7 protein-coding genes are annotated in these 18,698 nt (G+C 35.2%); 1 reads left to right on the forward strand and 6 read right to left on the reverse strand.

Translation table 11 applies throughout. The features are described from left to right. Positions 1 to 37: 37 nt before the first annotated feature. The 3 genes from ACY2RT_RS06815 to ACY2RT_RS06825 all read right to left on the reverse strand — a co-directional run bounded on the left by ACY2RT_RS06815 (position 38) and on the right by ACY2RT_RS06825 (position 4,592). Positions 38 to 2,449, reverse strand: a complete 2,412-nt coding sequence (locus ACY2RT_RS06815) for a TonB-dependent receptor (protein WP_490155148.1) — start codon at positions 2,447 to 2,449, stop codon at positions 38 to 40. 103 nt (positions 2,450 to 2,552) lie between these two features. Beyond that, the gene (locus ACY2RT_RS06820; protein WP_490155149.1) at positions 2,553 to 3,089 is read right to left on the reverse strand and encodes a hypothetical protein; all 537 of its coding nucleotides are present in this window, start codon (positions 3,087 to 3,089) and stop codon (positions 2,553 to 2,555) included. 699 nt (positions 3,090 to 3,788) lie between these two features. Continuing rightward, positions 3,789 to 4,592, reverse strand: a complete 804-nt coding sequence (locus tag ACY2RT_RS06825; RefSeq protein ID WP_490155150.1) for a T9SS type A sorting domain-containing protein — start codon at positions 4,590 to 4,592, stop codon at positions 3,789 to 3,791. 942 nt (positions 4,593 to 5,534) lie between these two features. Here ACY2RT_RS06825 and ACY2RT_RS06830 point away from each other — a divergent pair. Continuing rightward, on the forward strand, positions 5,535 to 6,482 hold the full coding sequence (locus ACY2RT_RS06830) for a hypothetical protein (RefSeq protein ID WP_490155151.1): 948 nt from the start codon (positions 5,535 to 5,537) through the stop codon (positions 6,480 to 6,482). A 345-nt stretch (positions 6,483 to 6,827) separates the two neighbouring features. Here the strand turns inward: ACY2RT_RS06830 and ACY2RT_RS06835 are convergent, their stop codons facing one another. From ACY2RT_RS06835 to ACY2RT_RS06845, 3 genes are all read right to left on the reverse strand, one after another. Further along, entirely contained in the window at positions 6,828 to 15,314 is an 8,487-nt protein-coding gene (locus tag ACY2RT_RS06835; RefSeq protein ID WP_490155152.1) for a BspA family leucine-rich repeat surface protein, read from the reverse strand. Continuing rightward, positions 15,311 to 15,505: a hypothetical protein gene (locus ACY2RT_RS06840; protein ID WP_490155153.1), complete on the reverse strand. Its 195-nt coding sequence runs from the start codon at positions 15,503 to 15,505 to the stop codon at positions 15,311 to 15,313. Before ACY2RT_RS06840 ends, ACY2RT_RS06835 begins: the two co-directional genes overlap by 4 nt. Before the next feature lie 162 nt (positions 15,506 to 15,667). Further along, on the reverse strand, positions 15,668 to 18,583 hold the full coding sequence (locus ACY2RT_RS06845; RefSeq protein WP_490155154.1) for a triple tyrosine motif-containing protein: 2,916 nt from the start codon (positions 18,581 to 18,583) through the stop codon (positions 15,668 to 15,670). Positions 18,584 to 18,698: the final 115 nt, after the last annotated feature.

Below are 18,698 nucleotides of genomic sequence, written 5' to 3' on the forward strand. Positions count from 1 at the left end.
CTTGTAAAGACAGAACGATAAGCCGTAGGTTAGAAAATTAGAAATTTGCTCTTAACGAGAGAATAAAGTTTCTTCCAGGGGCTGAAATCCCCGAACTGTAAGGGCGATAACGTTGATCCGTAAGATTCTCTATACCTGCATTTATTGCAAAAGATTCCGTTAGGTTATACATGCTTTTTATGTTTAAAGTGTACCAAGAGGGAGAATAATTATTCCCGTCCATATCTTTGGCATAAATCTCATCCTTCCCTTGTTCTGAAACTGCTAAGTCCTCAAACTTGCGTTTGCCTTGATAGGTCGCGTAAAACTGTAAAATTAAATCGTTGGTTTTAAGAGTAAGACGTGAAATTCCGAAGAGAGGTGCTGCATGACGCGAAGCACTTTTCTCCCCATTATCTAGCTCCTCTTCCCCTACTTGATAGTTAAGGTCTGAAGAAAAGCTGAACCCCGATGGAAGCTTTACTTCAACTCCCGTCTGAATTCCATAAACATTCGCTTCTGCAGCATTTTGAATTGCCTGTACCTGGCTCATTTCTCCATCATAAAGTATCATGTCTTGACCATTGAGTTGAAAATCCCTACGTACCAATGCATTTTTTAAAATGGTATAATAACCCGTAGCATCAATTTTAAGGAAATCTCCAAAAACCTTGGCAAGACCTACATCAAAATTATACGCATATTCTGCTTGTAAATCTGGATTAGGAACTGTTACTGCTCCTGGCTCAGAGTCGAATACCTTCCCAATGTCATCCACATTAGGAGAACGAAAAGCTGTTCCAAAATTTCCGCTAATTACCCAACTCTCTGTAGGGCGATATACCGCACCCAAACTTCCAGTTACCGCACTATTGTTTATAGTTGCAGTTGTAAAGGGAAATGGATAAAAGGCGAGGTTATTGGTGAAATCAGCATCCAAACTAAACTGATTATACCGCAAACCACCTTGCAATGAAAACTTGTCCGAAAGCTTAAGCACGTTGTGTACATAGGCCGCAATAGAGTTCCAACTTGCGTTAGGGTATCGCGAAGGACCTAACTTTTCTTCGTTTGTACCAATATCATTTAAAATACTACTTGAGTTTACATCGTTATAAACGTATTCCAGACCATAGTACAGCGTATTTTTTTCGCCAATAGCTTTGTTGAAATCCAAGTTGACGGAATAGGCCTTTACCTCTTCTATTTTAGTAGTACGTTTATCCTTATTCAGCGATCTGTTTATCCTGCTTTCTTCAAACGATTGGTGTGCTAGACGTAGGGTAACTTGATCATAAACGGCATTCTTCCCGGTATGCTCAATATTCAGATTGTTCATCATCCATTTTTGGGGGCCGTAATTCCATTCGGCATAGCGTGCTGTTCCTTTTTTTATACGGTTGTGCCGGTCGTACCTTCCGTAAGGTGAAGTTTCAGAATAATGGAAACCATATTGGAAATTCCATTTTTCATTAGGCTTATAACGCACCTTTTGCATCACGTTCATTTGCGAATATGCAGACGGAATTTGTAACAAGGGATTATCTTGTGTAATCACTCTGTCTATACTGTCTTGTCTTTGTACATAGTATGGTTTTATGTAATCATCTGGACCGTTGCTCCCTTGTTTTAAATGATCAAAATCCCAAGAACTAAAACTTGTAACAAACGCCCATTTTTTCCACCCGAAGTTAACATCAAAATGACCTGTCTTTTCGTTATTGGCAGAAGAATAGCGTGTAATTCCTTTCCCGGAAATGAGTGGTTTATCTGTAATTGATAATTGGGGTGTTAACGTTTGAAAACTCATTACTCCGCCAATAGCATCGCTACCATAGATAACTGAACCTGGACCAAAAAGAACTTCTGCACGCTCTGTGGCAAATGGATCGATATTTAGTACGTTTTGTAAGTTGCCTCCTCTAAAAATGGCTGTGTTCATACGTACACCATCCACAGTATACAAAAGTCTATTCGTAGCAAAACCCCTAATCATAGGGCTTCCACCACCTTGTTGACTTTTCTGAATATATACTTTTCCAGAAATACTCAATAAATCTGCAGCCGATTGCGGATTTTGAAATGCGATATCTTTAGGAGAAATTGAAATAATTTTTGAAGGTACATTATCAGAAACCTGTTTCCAGCGTGTGGCAGAAACCACAATTTCATTCAGATTCAGATTAGATGCTTCAAGAAAAACTTTGAAGTTATTCGATTTTAATTCAGAATAGCTTTTTAGTATTGTCTTATAACCTAAGGTGCGAATCTCAATTGCTTCAGATTCTTTAAAAGCTGCTATGTTGGCTTCTCCATCTGCGTTTGTGGCGGCATATACCTTAGGGTTTGTACTTATCAGCGTTGCCATTTCCAAAGGAAGATTGGATTGCTGATCTTTAATGATTATTGTTTGGGAATAGGCAATACCAGCCAATCCCAAAAATAACCACAATAAAATTATATTTTTCATTGTAGAAAATTTAAGTTAAACAAATTGAGCACCTAAAAATAGGTGCAACAGCCTAAGCTCTTATTTATTGAATAAGAGTAGGTTTAGAAATAAAATAAGTATGTTAACTTGAAAATTGAGGGGGTGGCGTAGGAGGGGGAAAATATAATGGAGTATAAACGAAGGATAAATAAGTGGTGTTCTTGGCAGGCTTTATAACAAAATCAACTACATTCCAAGGTTTATATTTGACGAAGTAAAGTGAATGATAAAAGGCAGTAAATCGAATTTTAGTTTCTTTATTTTGCCTATCACTGCCTAAGAAATTTGCTAAAAGTTTATCTAATTGCTTATTGAGTTTGGTTTCTTTATGATCCCACCAACACCAGTACTTTACAACTCCCTTATCAATTTGGGTTTCAACGATGTCATACATTTGACCATTGTACTCAAATTCTTTAGAATGTTTCCATTTCAATTTAGTCTTGATCTCTTCTTGGGTGAAAGTTAATAATACCAATTCTTGCTTGTCAATACCCGCAATTATTTCGTGTTTGATTTGCTTACGGATTGTTCTTTTTTGATAGTGTAACCAGCTAAATGTTCCCGCAACTGGAACAATTAGGCAAATCAATAGAAATATGCTGATTACTTTTTTCAAATATTTTGTATGCTGAGAACCTACTACTAGAATAAAATGAACTACTATTTACTGGTTAAAATTAGTATAAAAAGTTTAAAACATTTTATTTTTTATGATATATAAAAATAATTAAGAAGCAGATAATATAATAAGTTGTTATTACATTATGGTTATATTTTTCACGTCAGAATCTGTTTATACCAATTTTAAGAAGGCCAACGTATGAAAAAGCTTACAAATGAAGCATTGGTTCGAGCCTAGGAGAGGGTCTTTTTTACAGTTAAGTATTTGAAAAATAGAATATTGCGGTTCGATATAGAGCTAATAGGGGGAGCCATATTAGACAAGCCACTTGAAAAAGTGGCTTTTTTTATTGTATTCAATGGAGTTTCTTGCGGTTCGATAAATCACAAAATTTATCATTATAATGGGGATAACCTAGATATGAAAGGTTTGTTAATCCTCATAAATAATGAAGGTTTGAAGTAAACTACTTGGTTCGAGCCTAAGAAGAGCTAAAATTAAATACTATGTTTTTATCTTTAGAGCAAATATATTTATCAATAATATACTGGACTTGCAACAAAAATCATCCAAGTCTAATTTTAGACCACTAAGTAGCTTATATTAATGATTTTATTCTTGAAAATCAAGCTTGTTTATTTTCTGCTCAGATTTAGCTCAAACTAACAAGTTTTTTATAAATTAATCAAATCCCTATTGCTTAATCAATTTACTTGTATAATGAGCATTCGATGTTTGAATAGAGACTATATATAGACCTTTTGAGAGACTTGAAACATTAAAACTTTCATTTTCTAAACTAAGACCTGTATCTCTTCCCTGTAAATCATAGATTTTTGCTTTCTTAACTTCTTCCCCAAGTGGATTCTTTATGTTTAGTATATTAGTCGTAGGATTTGGGTATACAGATATCTTTTCAAGAGAATTCTCGTCAACGGATAAAGTTTCGTTACCTATAATATTCATGACATAGTGATTTGTAAATCCAAAAGCTCCTACAGTATTACTACCGCATGTATTTGAAAGTACCCAAGAAGGCGAAGTTTCACCATCTTGATTAGAACCAATTTTGAAAACAATACCATCTACAGAATCATCTAATTGTAATACAAGAATAGAATTAGCAGGAACAGTTCTTGGACTAGATAAAGTATGTGTTGCCACCTCACCATCTACAGTAGCTTGTATTCCACCATATATTTGAGTTAAATTAGATGTTAATGGATTAAGTCCATCTGAAGTAAAAAGGCGTAATAAAACGTCATTACCTACTTCCGAGGTTTCGACACCAAATTGTAATTGAGTAATTTCAAACTCATCAGTTATTCCAAAATCATTCACTAAATCAAAAACTCTACGATATGCTGTAGGTTCTGTAGGACAAGCATAAGTATTGTTAGGCACAATAGTTTGTGAAACTGAATGTGTAATTGTTGTTTGCGCTTCTAGACAAAAGGTTAGCGATAATAATACTAATAAAGAAATTTTTTTTTTCATAATAAAAGATTTAAACATTTTTTAATGTGATTTGACAAAAAAGTTATAGCAAAAGCTTATGTTTTACTAGTCAAATATTGCTAATTACAAAATGTAGTAAAAAGAGTTTATCCTTACATAAGAATTAGTATAACCAAAATAGCCCCTACTATAAGAGCAACTTCACGTCTACTTTCAATATCTAAAACTACTGTAATAGCTAGTATAAAAGATATTTCGTGATTTGGAAAAGTCGCAAAAAATAAGAAAACCCCTACAAAAAGGGATGTGGTTCGAGCTCAAGAAGGTTGTGTGTTTTTAGTTAAGTCTTTAAATAATAGAAAGTTGAGGTTCGATAATGAACTAATAGGGGGAGCGATAGAAAACCCACTCAATTTGAGTGGGTTTTACTTTTTGTGACTTTGCGGGACTCCCATCATTTTGATGGGATTTTTTATTCCCAATCTTCGGGAATGCTTCGGATTATTAAGACGAAGTCAATGTGAATTATTATTTTTTATTAATAAAGGTCTTTTTTCACAGATGCAACGTATAATTCAATTGACCGAAATAGATAATAGAATACAGTTAAAACATTCTAACTGCTCAGATCATGGTGAGCAATTGTTAGAAACTATTCTATATGTGCATGTCATTTAACAATTTCTGAATTTAATATTCACATAATCAGGTAAATACGTATAAATACCTATTGAATGCAATGAAAGGTTTAATTACTTTTGGTTGTAGCTTGATTGTTTAGTGAGAACTAAATGGGGCAATCGAAAATCCATTATAGAGTAGATAAAATCAAACATAATAATTATGATACGAGATACAGCAAAAAACAACCCAATTGTACCCCATTCAGCATCGGCTGGAAAATCAGGGTGGGACATGTTAAGAACAGGTAGTGATATCTACATCGTTAGAAATGATATTGATGAATCCACGTCTTATTTTATGAAATGTACGTCACTTACGGAAGTAAAACCAGAAACGGATGTTATGTTCCACAGCATGAGGGCACAGGCATATGCCGGCTATAATGATGACGGAACCTATCGGAAGTACGCAATAGATGAGACAACATACTGGGTTGTAACGAATATGAGTACTGGACAAGGCATGTCAGGGGTCCATGACCTTCATGCAGATTATCAGGGTGGAGACCACTATTTTGTACGCAATGCTGGTTTTTATTCTGTTAACTTAACCAAGGGCATATATTGGACAGGCAGCTCTTATGGGAAACAACCTACCCAAAAGACCCTTCGTAGTGATCTCGCAGATTTAAATCCTATTGCAATGTACGGAGATGGCGATTACTACAATGTTTTAACAATGGATCCAAGTCAAGGACTTGTAGTTAAATATACGAGTAGCCTAGAGGAGATAAAACCGTGGACTACAAAGAGGGTTGGTTCTAGCCTCATTACATTTATGCCAGGGGGAGTTTCAAGTGTTTATGGTTCGTCAGACTCACAGTGGGTGGAGATAGTAGGCTATGATAATACGACTGGAACAGAACCAGTGACAATTAAATACACAAAATCTCATACACAAGGATATAGTACTGCCGCTACTACTACACTCGAAGCTAATTGGAGTATTACAGAATCAGAGTCGAGCGAAGCAAGTGCTGGAATTGGATCTAATACAATCAAAGAACAAATTTCTCTTTCTGCCAAATATGGCGGATCTGTAACTCAAACCAATTCTTCTACATGGCAAGTTTCCAATACTACCACAGAAGAAATCGATGTAACAGTCCCCGCAGGAGAGCATGTCCAAGTATGGCAAGTTCAAGTTAGCAATGGCGATTTAAATAATGTCCTATATGGAGACTATGTGCAAACCAATAATGGGAAAGAACCTACTACTCCTGCTTCATCTTACTTTGTTGATTAGTCTTTCAAAGAAATATTTGCTCTTAACCAAAGATGCTTGATTCGCAAGCCTAAGAGAAGGCTTGATTTTTGCCTAACTCTCTAATAATTTAAGGAATGCGGTTCGATAATGAACAAATAGGGGGAGCAAAACTAAAAACCCACTCAATTTGAGTGGGTTTTTAGTTATATTAAATTGTAATATGTTGGATGTAATGAATTTAACTTCCCTACATCATATGTTTTTGGTATGTAAGGAAGTTTCAACTAAAAAACTAACACTTCTTATTACATAGATGATTTGTTTTCACTTTTATTCGTAGGGAATATTTTAAGAATGATATATAAAGTTAATCGTATCATGCTTTTATTCTTTAATAATTCTTTTGATTATTTGGCCGTTATTCCCTTCTATAATTAGGAGATAGGAGGCCGAAGCAAGATCATCGATATTAATTTTGGTTTCTCTTTGAGCCTTTGTAAGGTCTATGGCTTTAATAATTCTTCCCGAGAGATCGTAAATCTTTGCTTTTTTAAGTTCTACGAAACTGCTATTTACAATGGTAAACTCTTTCGTTGCAGGTACTGGATATATAGATATGCCTGAAAGGTTATTATCGTTAGTTTCTAGTACAGTATTATCTTTAAAGTGAATCACAAATCTGTCGTTGATAGTGATATTATCGGTAGTAAAGCTGTAATTTTTTTCTGAAAGATTTGTATAGCTGTTAAAAGCTTTGTCTTCCAAAAAAACATCACTATCTAGTAATAGATCTCCAACAATGTCTCTAATAGAGATGGTATATCTTTGATTATCTTCTACCATGGTTGAGAATCCTAGATTTATTATTTGTTCTTCATTAAATGCAGTTCGCCCTTGAATAACCAGTTGTTCTTCAGAATCCAGTATGGAATATAGCGATACAGGAGTTGCCATTCTTTTGGAGTCATAGAAACCTTCAAAATTATCACTAGCTCCTTGTGTAAATGCAACAAGCATTGTTGATCCAAGTTCATATGTTTCATTGTATACCTCTAGCCATAATTGTTGCCTGTCACTATTGTTGTCATTAGGGCCGGTAACTCTCATACTATTAGAAAAGATAGAAGTTCCAGCGGCAGAAGCCTTCACGCCAAATCCTTGTCCAGATGCGATGTATTTACTTGGGATATCCCCTCCGTTGGCTGCTGCAACGCCTCCCGATCCACTACTATATACCGAGATATAACCCATATCAAAGCTATTACGTTGATAGCCTGGGTAGGTAGTACTAGGAGGTGTTAAATGCTCCCAGAAATATACTTCATTTATCATAGTATTTGCTCCAATAAATAGATCAGCATCAATAGCAGAGGCATATGGGTTCCCCATTATGTTAGGGCTACTGTTTTGAGTACCGTTATAAACAATGTCAAAACTTACTTGGCCGCTATTAAGTGTTCCTAGGGTATAGTCTAGTTTAAAGGAACCTCCCGTGCTTTGGTTAGGTTGAGGTCTCACAAAGTATCCTTCTCCAGGATGAACGAGCCCTGTATGTATTGCCCAGTTATCTCCATTATCATCTGCCCAGTTAGCGCTGCCTGGCGCAAGGAGCTCTACATCTGGATTGGGGATAAAGTTGGCTGTAATATGATTAAGTACTCTTCCTCCTAGACCATATACACCTTCACGAGTTTCTAGAGACATTGGCGAGCCAAGAATCATAAAATCGGTAGGAGTGAGGTTGGGGGTAGTTTTAGTAACAGTTATGGATCCATTATTTACACAAGAGGCATCTTCATTTACCTGTACCACAGATCCTTCATGGGCTACATTAAGAATCCCTTCAATGGTAATATCCCCTTGTACTTCGATAAATTCTCCAGCACCTACAGTTAGCGTTATTCCAGAGAGTACAGTTAAACTACAAGCTTCAATATTATCTATATTGGTATTGTAATTTTCTGCCACAATAGCATGAGTGTTGCTATCTGGAACACCATTGTCCCAATCTCCACTAATATAGGTTGTGGTAGAAGCACAACTAATAAGCGAACAATCCAAACCTGCATCCGAAATTGTCCAGTTATGAGTTACAATTAAATTAGTTCTTGCAGCTTCTCCATTGCAATACATGCTATCACCACCGCTAAAACTAATATCTGTTGGAATGTCATCAATACCATCACTATCAACACCACTATCATCTGTATTCCAACCAATTAATATATTGTCGTAATTATTGATGGATAGGGATACATTAAGAAACATGCTTCCCATATCAACCATGTTGGTTAAATCCCAATTCCCTAAATCCTGATTAAAGGTTATTGCCCCGCGAAACATACTATTCATTTGAATTACATTACCCACATCCCAGTTCCCAATATCCTTATTAAAGGCTATTGCATCCCTAAACATGCCAATTACTCTTGTTACATTACCCACATCCCAATTTCCTATATCTTGATTAAAGGCTGTTGCATCCTGAAACATACTGTTCATTGTGATGACATTAGACACATCCCAATTGCCAATATCTTGATTAAAGACTGTTGCACCACGAAACATATCATTCATATCCACAACATTTGACACATTCCAGTTCCCAATGTCTTGATTAAAGGCTGATGCAGTGTGAAACATAATATTCATTTCAGTTACATTACTCACATCCCAATTGCCAATATCTTGATTAAAAGCACTTGCACCCTGAAATACACGACTCATATCTATAACACTAGACATATCCCAATTGCCAATATCCTGATTAAAAGCTGATGCCTCTCTAAACATACCAACTATTCTCACGACACTAGACACATCCCAATTGCTTATATCCTGATTAAAGACTGATGCTCCTCTAAACATATCATTCATATTCTCAACACTAGACACTTCCCAATTCCCTATATCTCCATTAAATGATGAGCAGTCAAAAAACATAGCTTTCATACTTAAAACATTAGATAAATTGGGTACATCTACAGAAGGGTTATTAATGTTTAAATTGATACAGCCTCTAAAGGCATTCTCCATAGAAGTCCATGCGTTAGTTCCCCATTGCTCAATGGTTAGTATTTTCTCCTTATCACCATCATTATTAAAATAAATGCGTGGAAATGTGCCTCGTATAGCTACAGTGTATGTACCAATAGAACCATAATCATGCGTAATATCACCTGTAATACCGGTGTCCTCTGCATTAAAATTTAAACCATCGTAGGTCCAATCGACATCGTAATTATACGTTTCTCCTGGAAATGTTGGAATTGTAATAGATGTATCATTTGAAGACCCTGTAGTGTTGGTTTTCCAAGTGGTAATAAAATAAACACTGCTACAATTATAACCAGCATCCGCAATTGACCAGTTATAAGTTGCTTCTAAATTAATTCTTGCAGCTTCTCCTAAACAATACGTACTATTTCCTCCATTAAATGTTATATCAGTTGGTATATCATCTATACCATCACCATCTACTCCGCTTGAATCGGTTGCCCAGCCAATTAATGTATTATCGTAGTTGGTAGTAGATAAACCTGCGTTTAAAAACATGTCTTCCATAAATTCAACTTCTGAAAGATCCCAATTTCCAATATCCTGATTAAAGGCTATTGCACCATTAAACATATTATCCATATAATCAACCGTTGAAACATCCCAATTTCCAATATCCTGATTAAAGGCTGTTGCACCCTCAAACATATTATACATATACTCAACCTCTGATACATCCCAGCTCCCTATATCCTGATTGAAGGTAGTTGCTCCTTCAAACATATAATCCATATAATCAACATTTGAAACGTCCCAACTCCCTATATCCTGATTAAAGACTGTTGCATCCTGAAACATATTACTCATATGCGAAACATTAGAAACATCCCAACTCCCTATATCCTGATTAAAGGCTGTTGCTTCCTGAAACATATTTTCCATATTCCCAACATTAGAAACATCCCATTGACTAATGAGCCCTTCAAGACTTGAAGCACCAGCAAACATGAAGCTTATGTTTGTAACATTTGATAAGTTTGGCACATCAATCGTTGGGTTGGTTATCATCAAATTAGTACATCCGTAAAAGGCTTCTTTCATAGAGGTCCAAGCATTAGTTCCCCACTGTTCAATGGTTAGTATTTTCCCGCTATCACCGCCATTATTAAAGTAAATTCGTGGGAATATACCGCGTATAGCTACAGTATAAGTGCCCGCTACACCATAATCATGAGTGATATTACCTGTTATTCCAGTATCCTCTGTATTAAAATTTAACCCATCGTAGGTCCAATCTACTTGGTAATTGTAGGTTTCTCCTGAAAATGTTGGAATCGTAATTTCTGTATCACTTGACGAACCAGTATTGTCGGTTTTCCAAGTGGTCACAAAGTATTCACTAATATCACATGCCAATCCACTATCGGTAAGATTTGTCCAACCAAACGTAGTTATTAAATCTTGACGTGCATTTTCTCCTGAACAATAGGTTGAATTACCAGCATTAAAACCATCTATATTTGTAGGCACATCATCTATACCATCACCATCTACTCCGCTTGAATCTGTTGCCCAACCTATTAATGTATTATCGTAGTTAGTGGTAGATAAACCTGCGTTTAAAAACATGTCTTCCATACCCTGAACATTAGATAAATCCCAATTCCCAATATTCTGGTTAAAAGCTATTGCACCCTCAAACATATTGTACACGTACCCAACACCAGACATATCCCAATTCCCTATATCCTGATTAAAGGCTGTTGCTCCCTCAAACATATTATACATAAACTCAACACCTGAAACATCCCAATTCCCAATATCCTGATTAAAGGCTGTCGCATTCGCAAACATACTTCTCATATTATCGGCACTAGTTACATCCCAATTCCCAATATCCTGATTAAAGGCTGTTGCTCCCTCAAACATATTAAATATCTTCTCAACACTAGAAACATCCCAATTCCCGATATCTTGATTAAAGACTGTTGCTCCCTCAAACATATTATACATATCCACAACACTAGAAACATCCCAATTCCCTATATCCTGGTTAAAGGCTGTTGCACCCTTAAACATCTCATTCATATCCACCACATTAGACACATCCCAATTTCCGATATCCTGATTAAAGGCCGCTGCAAGAGCAAACATATCATCCATATCCAAGACGCCAGAAACATCCCAATTTCCAATATCCTGGTTAAAGGCTGTTGCACCCTCAAACATACTCCTCATATCCACAACACTTGAAACGTCCCAACTCCCTATCGCACCATTAAATGATGAGCAATCCAAAAACATACTTCTCGTACTTGAAACATTAGATAAGTCTGGAGTATCTATAGAAGGATTCGTTATGTTTAAATTAGTACAGCCATAGAATGCTCTTCCCATAGAGGTCCATGCATTAGTTCCCCATTGTTCGATAATTAGTATTTTCTCTTTATCTCCTTTATCATTAAAATAAATGCGAGGAAATGTACCGCGTATAGCCACAGTGTATGTACCTGCTGCACCATAATTATGAGTAATATCACCTGTTACGCCAGTGTCCTCAATATTAAAATTTAAACCATCGTAGGTCCAATCTACTTCATAACTGTAGGTGCCTCCTGAAAATGTTGGTATAGTAATTTCTGTATCGCTTGAAACCCCTGGATTGTCGGTTTTCCAAGTGGTCACAAAATAATCTGTTAGTAAGCATCCATTACCACCATCTGAAATTGTCCAGTTATAAGTTGCTTCTAAATTAGTTCTTGATACTTCTCCTACACAATAGGTACTATTTCCTCCATTAAATATTATATTAGTTGGTATGTCATCTATACCATCACTATCTACTCCGCTAGAATCTGTTGCCCAACCTATTAAAGTATTATCATAATTTAGTGTAGATAAACCTGCGTTTAAAAACATGTTTTCCATATCAGTAACACTGGTTAAATCCCAATTGCCCAAATCTTGATTAAAGGCTGGTGCATCTTGAAACATTTGAGCCATAGTCTCTACACTAGAGACATCCCAAGCACCAATATCTTGATTAAAGGCTGATGCAAACAGAAACATTCCATTCATTGCCTCAACACTTGAAACGTCCCAAGTACTAATATCTTGGTTAAAGGCTGATGCAAACAGAAATGTACCTGCCATTTCCACGACACTTGAAACATCCCAATTGCTTATATCCTGATTAAATGCTGCGGCCTCTTGAAACATGCTATTCATGTTTTCGACACTTGAAACATTCCAATTTCCTATATCCTGATTAAAGGCTGTTGTACCAAAAAACATAAAACTCATATCTGTTACAGTACTAACATCCCATTGACTAATGAGCCCTTCCAGGCTTGAAGCATCAGCAAACATTAAGTACATGGTTGTAACATTTGATAAGTTAGGCGCATCGATTGTTGGGTTGATAATCGTCAAATTAGTGCAACCATAAAAAGCCTCTTGCATAGATGTCCAAACATTGGCCCCCCATTGTTCTATAGAAATTATTTTTTGGCTATCTCCCGAATTATTAAAGTAAATTCTAGGAAACGTCCCTCTAATAGCCACGGTGTATGTGCCAGCTATACCATAGTCATGGACGATATCACCTGTAATATTAGTGTCTTCTGCATTAAATATGAGGCCATCATAAGTCCAATCTACTTCGTAATTGTAGGTTTCTCCTGGAAATGTCGGAATTGTGATAGACGTATCATTTGATGAACCATCATTGTTGGTTTTCCAAGTGGTCACAAAATAATCTGCTAGCGGACACCCATAACCGGCATCTATAATTGACCAATTATGAGTTGTTATTAAATTAGCTCTTGCTGATTCTCCAAAACAATAGGTGCTGTTTCCTCCATTGAATGTTATATTAACTGGTATATCATCAATGCCATCACCATCAATTCCGCTATCATCTGTATTCCATCCAATTAATGTATTGTCATAGTTGGTGGTAGATAAACCTGCGTTTAAAAATATGCTATTCATATTGGTCACATTGGTTAAATCCCAATTACCTATATCTTGATTAAAGGATGTTGCACCATTAAACATATGATTCATAGTCAAACTACTAGATACATCCCAATTCCCAATATCCTGATTAAAGGTTGTTGCTCCACGAAGCATATTACCCATATTTTCGACACTAGAAATATTCCAATTCCCAATATCCTGATTAAAGGTTGTTGCACCACTAAACATACCCTGCATTTTCACGACACTAGACACATCCCAATTTCCAATATCCTGATTAAAGACGGTTGCACCATTAAACATATTACCCATATCCACGACACTAGACACATCCCAATTCCCAATGTCCTGATTAAAAATTGCTGCATCTTCAAACATTTCTTCCATATTCACAACACTGGACACATTCCAATTTCCTATATCCTGATTAAAAGCTGATGTCTTTTTAAACATTTGTTCCATATCAGTAATATTGATCACATTCCAATTTCCTATATCTCCATTAAATGATGAGCAACCTAAAAACATACTTCTCATATTTGAAACATTAGAAACATCCCATTGGCTAACGAGCCCTTCAAGACTTGAAGCATTAGCAAGCATTAAGCTCATGTTTGTAACATTTGATAAGTTTGGTGCATCAATAGTTGGATTAGTTATCACCAAGTTGGTGCAACCATAAAAGGCATTTTGCATAGAGGACCAAACATTAGTTCCCCACTGTTCAATGGTTAGTATTTTCTCCCTATCACCACCATTATTAAAGTAAATTCTAGGAAATGTACCGCGTATAGCTACAGTATAAGTACCCGCTACACCATAATCATGAGTGATATCGCCTGTGATATTACTGTCCTCAGCATTAAAACTTGAACCGTTGTAGGTCCAATCGACATCATAATTATAGGTTTCTCCTGAAAATGTTGGAATGGTTATGGATGTATCATTTGATGTTCCTGGATTATCTGTTTTCCATGTAGTCACAAAATAATCTATTAGTACGCACCCATTACCACCATCCGAAATTGTCCAGTTATAAGTTGCTTCTAAATTAGCTCTTGCAGCTTCTCCAAAACAATAGGTGCTATTTCCCCCATTAAATGTTATATTAGTTGGTATATCATCTATACCGTCACCATCAACTCCACTATCATCGGTATTCCATCCAATCAATATATTGTCGTAGTTGGTCATGGATAAGCTCACGTTTGAAAACATTTCTTCCATATTAGTAATATTAGTTAAATCCCAATTCCCAATATCTTGATTAAAGGCTGTAGCGCCTTCAAACATACTGACCATGCTCACGACACTAGATACATCCCAATTTCCAATATCCTCATTAAAGGCTGGTGCATAGCCAAACATCCCGGACATATCTGAAACGTTACTAACATCCCATTGACTAATAAGCCCTTCAATACTTGAGGCAACAAACATTAAGCTCATGTTTGTAACATTTGATAAGTTGGGCGCATCAATCGTTGGGTTGGTTATCATCAAATTAGTGCAACCATAAAAGGCATTTTCCATTGATGTCCAAACATTAGTTCCCCATTGTTCAATGGTTAATATTTTCTCCCTATCTCCCGTATTATTAAAGTAAATTCTGGGAAACACACCTCTAATAGCCACAGTGTATGTTCCCGCAACACCATAGTCATGGACGATATTACCTGTAACATTTGTGTCCTCTGCATTAAACGTACTTCCATCATAAGTCCAATCTACTTCATAATTGTAGGTTTCTCCTGAAAATGTTCGAATCCTAATTTCTGTATCACTTGATGGACCAGTATTGTCGGTTTTCCAAGTGGTAATAAATTCGCCTTGAGCTATCGATGAATTAATGGATAGCATTAAACCTATAAGTAAAAGTGTAATTTTTTTCATGACTGTTTTATTTTATTTTCAATTTTTTCGAGTTCTCTTTCAACTTTTTCCAAGACTTCTTTTTCTTTTTTCAAAAGCTGATTTTTTATTAGTATTTGGGTATTGGAAAATATTGACTCTGGCGTCTCTAAAATTTGTTCATTTGATGTTTTTGGAAACAATAGTTTCTTAATTTTTTTTAGGAGTCCCATTCAACATTTTTTTAAGTCGGTTTGAAATCGATAACCAAATAATTCTGTGGCGAATGTAGAGAAGTATCTTGCTAAAAAAAGAAAAAGGAGTAGGGACAAATCAGGGACAATTTGTAAATTATTGTTCACAAATTATTGATTTATAGGTATTTATAAACTATTTTAGAATTGTTTTAAGAAGACGTTTAAATCAACATCTGGCGATATTTTTAGCTTTTTTCTAAGCCTAGTTCTACTTTTATAAACAGATTCTAAGGTCACATTTTGTAGAATGGCGATATCGTGACTATCTAAATTAAGCTTAATAAGTGAACATAATTTAATCTCTGTTTTTGTTAAATCTGGATACAATTTTATTAATGAGTCATAGAATGCATTATTTAAAACATCAATCCTTTTTTGAAAACCAAGTTTGCTATTTTCTATAGACGTTTTATCTTTTATTTCTTGCTCAAGCATTTCGATATTTTTGCCTTTCGCCCGCCCTTTGGTCACTTTAATCTCTTTCACTTTTTCTAAAAGATGTGCAGCCCATTGTTGGTTTTGAGAAATATTAACAGCAAAATCAGCCAAATCTTTCTGCTTATATTTTATTTCAGTTTTTAGAAACTTATTTTCTAGACTTGCTAATTCAATTTTTTGCTTCTTTTTAATTTTATTTTCTCTATATCTGAGTAAAAATAGGATACTGATCAACAATAAAATAGTGTATATTATATAAGCTAAAACACTTAAGTACCAAGGTGGATTTATCGAAAACGAATATGCATCATTACTACTTATTACACCATATACATTCTTAGCCCTTACTTTAAAAGTATAGTCACCTCCTGGTAAATTTGTATAATCCTTCTTTGTTTCTGACCTCCAGTTAGACCAATCATCATCATAACCCTCTAAAAATATTTGGTAGGTCGTTAATTCTGGCTTATCAAAACTAGTTGCCGAATAAACAAAACGAATAGCATCTCGTGAAAATTCATATGTTTCCGATGAACGCTCGTCTTTAAAGCTAAACCAATTCCCATTAAATACCAAAGAGTCATCTTCTATAAAAACATTTCGTATTAAAGCATTATAATCTGCATTATAAGGTCGTTTTATTTTAGAATTATATGTTATAACACCATTGGGTGAACCTAAATAAAGTAGATCTGGGTTTGAACTATCAGTATGTAATGCAGTAAATGTTTCACCTATTGTTCTGTTTAATTCTGGAACTTCCTTCCAGTTGTAATTGCCGTTTTCTGGAATTAGCTTGGCTAGTGTGTTTTGCGTGACATCGCTATAAACCCATAACGATTTGTCTGCGGCTTCTTTTATAATATTTACGGACATTGTGGAGTCTCCTAATTTAGGATGCAAACTAGAATCTAACACTAGAGTATTTGATATTGAATCAATTTTACGTAACCCATTAGAGGTTGCAATCTTGATAGAATCATTGACGAGCCACAGCCTTGATCGAAAAGAAGAAATAGAATCCTTTTTCGTGAAACGTTGCCATACAGCATTAATCGTATCTTTTAAACGAAAATTATTCTCCGGTAAATCACCATTCATTAATTCTGGAATTTTTAATCGAATAACACCCTTTCTGCGAGTTCCAAGCCAAATAATACCAGGCTTTTCCTCAAGAATTACCCTAGTTTGGTCTTTTACAACAGGATTTATAAAATAACGCTTCCAGCCTTCTTTGTGCTTATATAATAGTGAAAAGCCATAATTATTTGATCCACTTCCTACAAAAACTAAATTAGGATTGAATCTTGATTTCTTTACTTTAACAGGCACCTCTCTGTCAATTATCTTTTTTAATTCATCATCATTAAGCGAATAAACACCTTTATATGGAAAAGCGCCAAACAATTCCTTTTCAACAGATTCTAATGAAAAAGCATCATCAGTAATATTAAATGTTTCAATGAATTTAGTAGAGACACTATCAGAAATCATTTTGAAAATGCCAAATTTTGTAGCAACATAAAGGTCTTCTTCATGCTCAACAAAGTCGTTAATTGGGCCATTCAAAACAAATTTTTGGATAGCACTTGGTATTTCCAACCTAGAAATTCCTTGAGTAGTAGCTAACCATAGGCCTCCTTGTGTGTCAGTGTACAGGTTACAAATAGAATTGCTTAAGAGCCCATCGGATTTACCAATGATTTGTAGCACCCTAGTATCTTTATTAACGATTACTAAACCTGCCTTATCAGTAACAAGGGCAAGATTTCCTTCGGCTAATAATTGACCATTATAAATCCTATTTTTAAGAAGTAATTTTTCTAATCCTGAAGAAACATTATGTTTAATTACTCTATTTCCAGTAAATTTAAAGAATCCTTTTGTTAAGGTGCAAATAAGCATTGAATTTTCATCAAAAAAAGGTAGGACTTTGGTGACTTCCTTTCGGGCTAAGAGCTCTCCTCCGGGGACCATTTGAGGACTATTATTCTCTAATTTCATCAATCCCTTTGAAAAAATCCAGAAGTATAACGCTTCATTTACTACAGACAAACCATTAATCTCCTCCGAAGAATTAACCGACTCATAAACAAGGTTTGCAGAATTTGGCTCTTGAGAAAGGTTATTAGAATCAAAACTGAATATTTGATGATGAGATTGAAAATAAACTCGGTTATTTAAAGATTGTATACTCCAAACATCTCTAATTCTGTTTACTGTTTTTGATAGGTTATCTACCAAAGAAATAAACAAAAGTTCTCCTTTATCGTTATTATCTAAATATCCAAAATCATCTTGAGCTCCATAGTAAACCCTGCCATTGGCATCCTTTCCCAAAGACCGAATTGTTGTCTTATTTGGTGTTTCATAACTCCTCCAATTTAAGCCATCAAAAGTCAATAATCCAGAACTGTTACCAACATATATGATACCATTATCATCTTGTATAACACACCAATTTTGCCTGTGAAAATTATAGTCTAAAGGCGTATATTGTTGCATATAAGGCAACCCAATAGGGTTTGTGACTTTTACGTTTTGACCATTAAGAATAGAGAAGAATAAAAAGAATATATAGAATAATAATTTGCGAGCTATCATACCAAGAGCCAAATTAGTGAATTGGTTTTTGTTAGACAAAAAACCGGAAGCTCTAAAAATGCAAAAAATAAGTTACGATTAAAGATTAAAATTCTTAAATCCTCATCAAGAGAGTACGCCTTCAAGG

The organism is Ulvibacter sp. 2210JD10-4 (genome assembly GCF_058148525.1).

Coding starts and splice junctions, on each gene's coding strand:
- ACY2RT_RS06830 (WP_490155151.1), top strand. CDS start 5,535: ATGAAATGTACGTCACTTACGGAAGTAAAACCAGAAACGGATGTTATG.
- ACY2RT_RS06815 (WP_490155148.1), bottom strand. CDS start 2,449: ATGAAAAATATAATTTTATTGTGGTTATTTTTGGGATTGGCTGGTATT.
- ACY2RT_RS06835 (WP_490155152.1), bottom strand. CDS start 15,314: ATGAAAAAAATTACACTTTTACTTATAGGTTTAATGCTATCCATTAAT.
- ACY2RT_RS06840 (WP_490155153.1), bottom strand. CDS start 15,505: ATGGGACTCCTAAAAAAAATTAAGAAACTATTGTTTCCAAAAACATCA.
- ACY2RT_RS06825 (WP_490155150.1), bottom strand. CDS start 4,592: ATGAAAAAAAAAATTTCTTTATTAGTATTATTATCGCTAACCTTTTGT.